3 protein-coding genes are annotated in these 6,498 nt (G+C 69.3%); all 3 read right to left on the reverse strand.

Annotated elements, in window-relative coordinates; all coding sequences use genetic code 11:
* Positions 1-128: 128 nt before the first annotated feature.
* Positions 129-1,730, reverse strand: coding sequence for an RNA polymerase sigma factor (locus IEY56_RS22015; RefSeq protein WP_268241341.1), 1,602 nt, complete (start codon positions 1,728-1,730; stop codon positions 129-131).
* Positions 1,731-2,134: 404 nt separating this feature from the next.
* Positions 2,135-3,157, reverse strand: a complete 1,023-nt coding sequence (locus tag IEY56_RS22020) for a FadR/GntR family transcriptional regulator (RefSeq protein WP_308424170.1) — start codon at positions 3,155-3,157, stop codon at positions 2,135-2,137.
* 171 nt (positions 3,158-3,328) lie between these two features.
* Positions 3,329-6,256: an ATP-binding cassette domain-containing protein gene (locus tag IEY56_RS22025; protein WP_189038992.1), complete on the reverse strand. Its 2,928-nt coding sequence runs from the start codon at positions 6,254-6,256 to the stop codon at positions 3,329-3,331.
* Positions 6,257-6,498 lie beyond the last annotated feature (242 nt).

Consider the following 6,498-nt stretch of genomic DNA (forward strand, 5'->3'; position numbering starts at 1 on the left):
TCCGGAGCACCAAGGGTGAGCCGCATGGCGCAGTCCCGCATCCGGAGACGTGCAGCGCACACGCGGCAGGGACCGGCGATCCGTGGAAGGATCGCCGGCCCCTGCCGTACCGCGTGCCTGCGGCCGCCTCAGTCCAGGTAGTCGCGCAGGACCTGGGACCGGGAGGGGTGACGCAGCTTGGACATCGTCTTGGACTCGATCTGGCGGATCCGCTCACGGGTCACGCCGTATACCTTGCCGATCTCGTCCAGGGTCTTCGGCTGACCGTCCGTCAGGCCGAAGCGCATCGACACCACGCCCGCCTCACGCTCGCTGAGCGTGTCCAGAACCGAGTGCAGCTGCTCCTGGAGGAGCGTGAAGCTGACCGCGTCGGCGGGAACGACCGCCTCGGAGTCCTCGATGAGGTCACCGAACTCGCTGTCGCCGTCCTCACCGAGGGGCGTGTGGAGCGAGATCGGCTCGCGGCCGTACTTCTGGACCTCGACGACCTTCTCGGGCGTCATGTCCAGCTCCTTGGCCAGCTCCTCCGGCGAGGGCTCGCGGCCCAGGTCCTGGAGCATCTGCCGCTGGACACGCGCGAGTTTGTTGATGACCTCGACCATGTGCACCGGGATGCGGATGGTGCGGGCCTGGTCGGCCATCGCGCGGGTGATCGCCTGCCGGATCCACCAGGTCGCGTACGTCGAGAACTTGTAGCCCTTGGTGTAGTCGAACTTCTCGACGGCGCGGATGAGACCGAGGTTGCCCTCCTGGATCAGGTCCAGGAAGAGCATGCCGCGGCCCGTGTAGCGCTTGGCCAGGGAGACCACCAGACGGAGGTTGGCCTCCAGCAGGTGATTCTTGGCCCGGCGGCCGTCCTCGGCGATGATCTCCAGCTCGCGCTTGAGCTTCGGTGCGAGCTTGTCCGCCGCGGGGGCGAGCTTGTCCTCCGCGAACAGGCCGGCCTCGATCCGCTTGGCGAGTTCGACCTCCTGCTCCGCGTTGAGGAGCGGCACCTTGCCGATCTGCTTCAGGTAGTCCTTGACGGGGTCGGCCGTGGCACCGGCCGCCGCGACCTGCTGCGCGGGCGCGTCGTCCTCGTCGTCGTCGGAGAGGACGAAACCCTCGTTCTCGTTCTTCACCTCCGCGGCGGGACCGTCGTTCGCGCCGGGCTTGTTCGCCACCTTGGGCGGCGCCTCGTCGGCGGCCTCGTCCGAGCCCTCGAGGAGCTCGTCGACCACGGACTTCTTGCCTGCGCTCTTCTTGGCGGTGGCCTTCTTGGCGGTCGCCTTCTTGGCCGTCTTCTTGGCTGCGGTCTTCTTCGCCGCGGCCTTCTTGACCGGCTCGGCCGCCGTCTCGGCGGCGGCCGCGTCGACGACCTCCGCGGGGACCGCGCCGGTCTCCGCGGCCGTCTCCGGCTTGGCGTTGACCTGCTTCGCGGCAGCGGTCTTGGCGGGAACCGTCTTCGTGGCGGTGCGCTTCGCCGGGGTCTTCGCCGCGACGCTCTTACGGGTGCGCTTGGGGGCTTCTGCGGCACTCACCATCAGCGTCACACCCTCCTCGTCGAGGATCTGGTTGAGGCTGCGCAGTACGTTCTTCCACTGGGTTGGCGGAATCTGGTCAGCCTCGAAGGCCCGACGCACGTCGTCGCCGCCGATCTGCCCCTCAGCCTTTCCCCGCTCGATGAGCGCCACCACAGATTCGGATTCGGCGATCTCCGCAGGGAGCGTACGGGATGTGCTGGCCGACACGAACAACCTCTCGGAACGATGGAAACGGCAAACCGCCGGTGGGGATGGACCGACGGCGCGGGCTGAGCATCGAAGGAATACGGCGCCTGGTTGAGCGCCGGGCTCGGGCTTCGTATTCCTCCTCGGCTGTCACCTCTTGAGTCATCGCGCTGCACCGCGAAGCGTTACGGGCAATACGCGTGGCCCGGATCACATCCTGCACGCATGCATTCTGTGAAAAATCCCTGAAAGACGGACAAGAGGGGCGCCTGTGCGACCCCGCACCGCTCTTATGGACGCGATACGGATGCGCCGCCGATGTCCGGCGGCGCATCCGTATGTGCCGCGGGCGCGGCTTGTCGGTCGCGTCCCCCGCTCCGGCTCGCCCCCGGGGTACGGGGACGGCGGAGCTTCGGGCACTTCGCTCAGTGCTCGCGGGGCGCCGGGACGACGTGATCGGTACCGCCCGTACCACCGGGGCCGGTGCCGGCGGCCGTACTGCCGCCCGGCTGAGGCACCGCGGGTGCCGCCGCGGCCTCCGGGCGTACACCCAGCAGCTGACGCATCGCCGACTCGGCGGTCGCGGACTCACCCGAAGCGAGTGCGTCGAGGACCCGCTTGTGGTGGGCGATCGACGCCTCGGACGCCCGGTCGCACCCGGTGGCCGGGCCGCCCGAGACCTGGAGGGCGGCGGAGACGATCCCCGAGAGGTGCTCGAGCATGCGGTTCCCCGCCGCCTGCAGCAGCAGCCCGTGGAACTCCGCGTCCGCACGCGAGAAGGTGAGGGTGTCACCCTGGGCGAGTGCGTGCGTCATGATCTCGACCATGTCCGCGAGGCGCTGCTGAACCTCGTCCCGCACCTGTCCGGCGGCGAGGCGGGCGGCCAACGGCTCGATTGTGCTGCGCAGTTCACGCAGCTCCCGCCGCTGGTCCTCCCGCTGCGGCCCGAAGGCGCGCCATTCGATGATGTCGGGGTCCAGCAGGTTCCAGTCGCTGACGGGACGCACCCTCGTCCCCACGTTGGGCCTCGCGCTGACGAGGCCCTTCGCCTCCAGGACGCGGAGGGATTCGCGGACGACGGTGCGGGAGACCTCGAAGCGGTGGCCGATCTCCTCGGGGACCAGCGGACGATCGGCTCCGAGGTCGCCGGAGACGATCATCTGGCCGAGTTGCTGGACGAGTTGGCCGTGCAGACCGCGCCCCCGGTTTCCGGTGGCGCGGCGGCCGACGCGGTTGATGTCGGCCTCGGAGCCTTGCCAGGCGGGGACGTTGCTGGTCGTGCGTGCCGAGCCGGAGGACTCGGCGTACGCGTAACGGTCGATTTCTCCCGGGCCGGTGAGCCCGGAGTCGGCTGAACGAGCCGCGGTCATCATGGTGTGCGCAAGGGTAGTCACGCATTTCTTGTCGGCGGGGCTTCGCGGCGCCTTGAGGGCTTTGGTGAAAAGCACACGAAAGGGTGATCGTTAACCTCCTCGCAATTGACGCCTTATCGGAAAGGCATCGATGCCCGGAGACCATCTACCTGTCATATGCGAGATGTTGGCACTTCTCCCTCCGCGCGTGGCCCGACGCGCAAAGCCGGAGGCCCCCTGCGTCCCGGACCCGCGTCCACTCAAGTCTCAGCGCGCGCGGCTGCGTACCGCGGTGACGAGATAGGCGAACGACAGCACCACGAGAACCAACCCCAAGGCGGGACCCGCGGGTTGGGACACCAGCTCGACAGCGGCCGACACCCAGCGCTCGGACCCGGGAGGCCAGGGGACGAGCAGCGCGGCTTCCAGACGCTCGGAAAGGCCGTCGAGCGACCGCCCGCCGGATTCACTGAACAACTCGCGCAGCGCGGGTGAGACGAGCAGCGGCACCGCCAGCACCACGGCCGCGCCGGCGGCTGCGGAACGGAAGACACCTGCGGCGAGAAGTCCCGTCCAGCCACACCCCACTGTGAAAGCGACGAGCGCTGCGGAGTGCAGCTGCCAGGGAGTGCCGCCGATCGGTGCGCCCGCGCCCGCGAACAGTGAACCGGAAAGTGAACCGGCAGAGGAATCCACCGCGTTCGACGAATCGAAAGCGAAGACCTCGGAACCGAAGAGGACAGTCAGCGCCATCACGTTGAGCCCGGCCACGAGTAGGCAGAGAACGACGGAGAGAGCGGCCGACACCGCGAGTTTCGAGGCGAGCAGGCTCAGTTTGTGAGGGACGGCCGGACGCGCGGGGACGAGCGCCGGAAACCGGAACTCCTCGCCGAACGAGAGCGCCCCGAGGACCCCGACCGCGAGGGCGACAGGAGGGAGCAGGAAGAAGCCGCCCGACGGCCAGCCGGAGAGGAGACGCACTGCGGGCGCGACGGTGCTGCTCGAAGCCGAGGGCAGGCCCAGGCCCGTCCGGGCCATGACGAGCGAGAGACAGAGCGCAGCCGCTACGGCCGCGGCCACGGCGATCCACCTGGTGCGGACGCCGAAGAGGCGGCGCAGCTCGTAACTCAGGGGAGCCACAGGGCCTGGGCGTGCGACTGCGTGGAGGGGTGGCGGAAGTTCCGCGGCAGCAGGCACCGGAGGACACGAGGGGGACCAGCCGGACTCAGAACTCGGGGACGGCGCGGTAGCTGTGCCGGCCTCGGAGCGGGCGGCAGAGGCAGCCGCGGCGCGATGTTTCGATCCGCTGGACGCGGCATCAGGGTCGACTAGGGGGACGACACTGATCACGACGGTCGGATCTTCCGGAGATGTGTGCGGAGTTGGAGACGTCCCGGAAGGACCGACGCCACCGGAAGAACCAGCCTCGGATTTCCCTGCGCGGGCGGGCGCCTCGACGTCGACGTCCGCTTGGGGCGGGGTCGAGTTGGCGTGAAGGTGAAGGTGGCCCGGATCCTCCGCGGACGAGTGGTTCCCCTCGCTCTGGCTGACAGGGGTGAGCGCTGCGGACAGCGCCATTACCGGTGATGCGTCCGCCGAAGAGCGCTCCAGTGAGCCGTGCTCCGGCGAGGAGCTCTCGGCCACCGCGTGGTCGTCCGAGGATGTTGCGGCGGGTTCGGAACGCCGCTGGGACATCGACCTCGAGCCGGATGCGAGTTCGGCTTCCGCGAACTCCCCCTGGCGCTGTGATTCGTGGTCGTCGTCCGGTTCCTCGACCGGGTTCGGTCCCGTTTCGGGTTTCGGTTCGGGTCCGGGGTCGGGTTCCGGTTCGGGGTTGGGTTCGGTGTCGGAAGCGGGAGGGCGGCCGGTGCCGGAACGCGCCGGGGCGTTGGCGTTCACGGCGGAGGAGGCGGCCGCCGCAGTCCCGGGTCCGTTCGAGGCGTGCTCCGGTGTCGCCCCGGGCCGTGGGTCGGTGGTCGGCGACGCCTCTTCCCAAGTCGCAGACGTCGAGATCGATTCGCCGGACAACGCCGGGGCCTCGTCGTCGTGAGTGCCGGACGCCGTGCGGGCGGCGCCATCTGCCTCCAGTTCGATGCCCGCCTCCGGCAATTTCTCGGGCTTTCCGCCCTGCGACGCGGCGCCCGAGTCCACGGCGACAGTCGCCGCATCGGCAGCGGCGGGAACGGCCGGCGAGTCGGTCGAGGCCGACAGGGCCGAGGTCCGGTCGGTTCGTCGTAGCGAGGCCGTCGAACAGCCCGGCCGGCGACCGTCTGCTCGAACGAGCGCCTCAGGACTTCCGCCGTCCCCCACATCGCCGTTCTCGTCGGTGAGTTGATGGACGAGGATGTTGTTCCGATAGGCGTATTCACCCACTTCGGCGCAACTGCTGCCGTACACGGACAGGTGGTTGCCGTCCTCGCGGACGACTTTCAGAGGGCCGCTGTCGCGCCCTGGGCCGGACCTTCGGGCCTCCTCGGTGAGGACCGCCGCCAGGCGGTCCGCGTGCGGGGTACGGACGGCGACGCGGGGCCGCAGCCGAGTGCGTACGAAGTCCGTGACTTCCTGGTCCGCCATCAGGCGGCCTGAGTCGACGCTCACCACCCGGTCGGCCAGGTCCGCCGCCTCATCGGCACGGCGCGACGTCACCAGGACGGTGCCGCCTTCATTCGCGTAGCCGCGCAGCAGCGAGTAGAGCCAACTGGTCTCGCGTGGCGACAGGTCCTGCGCCGGTTCGTCCAGCACCAGCGTGTGCGGGTCGCCGAGCAACGCGCAGGCCACCGCGAGACGTCGGTCCATTCCGCGCGAGAGTTCCCCGATGCGCTTGTCGGCGAGGCCGCTGAGCCCGACGACGTCGAGCACGTCGTCGGCGCGGCTCACCGGTACGCCCGCGGCCGCGGACAGCATGCGCAGGTGTCCCCGTGTCGTGCGGGCCGGGTGGCCCGGCACGTCGCCGAGCAACGTGCCCACTTCGCGGGCGAGATGCACGATCTTCTGCACGGGCCGTCCACGGAACAGGGCGACGCCGCGACCGGGCTGCAACTGGAGCATGAGCCGTAGGGCGGTCGTCTTTCCCGAACCCCTGGGGCCGAGAAGGATGGTGACGCGGCCGGGACGTGCCTCGAAGGTGAGGTCGTCGACGGTGGGCTTGAGTTGGTGTCGGCGAGGCAGGCTGGTCAGCCCGATGGCCTGGATCATCGCTTCTCCCGCGAGACGCCTGGGGGACGCATTGATGCAACATAACGCGACATACCAGGCTTTCCAGGCAATGCGCTCCACCCGGCCAGGTCCGTTCTCCTGCGGTTGCGCCGAGGCCGTGCCCTAGGGGTTGTCTTCAAATGTCACGCCCACATCAGGAGCGACGCGAGGGTGACGGCTGCCTTGTAGGACTCGGCGGTTTTCTCGTAGCGGGTGGCGATGCCTCGCCACTGCTTCAAGCG

The sequence above is a fragment of the Streptomyces daqingensis genome, assembly GCF_014645895.1.
In the GTDB taxonomy this organism is placed as follows: Bacteria; Actinomycetota; Actinomycetes; order Streptomycetales; family Streptomycetaceae; genus Streptomyces; species Streptomyces daqingensis.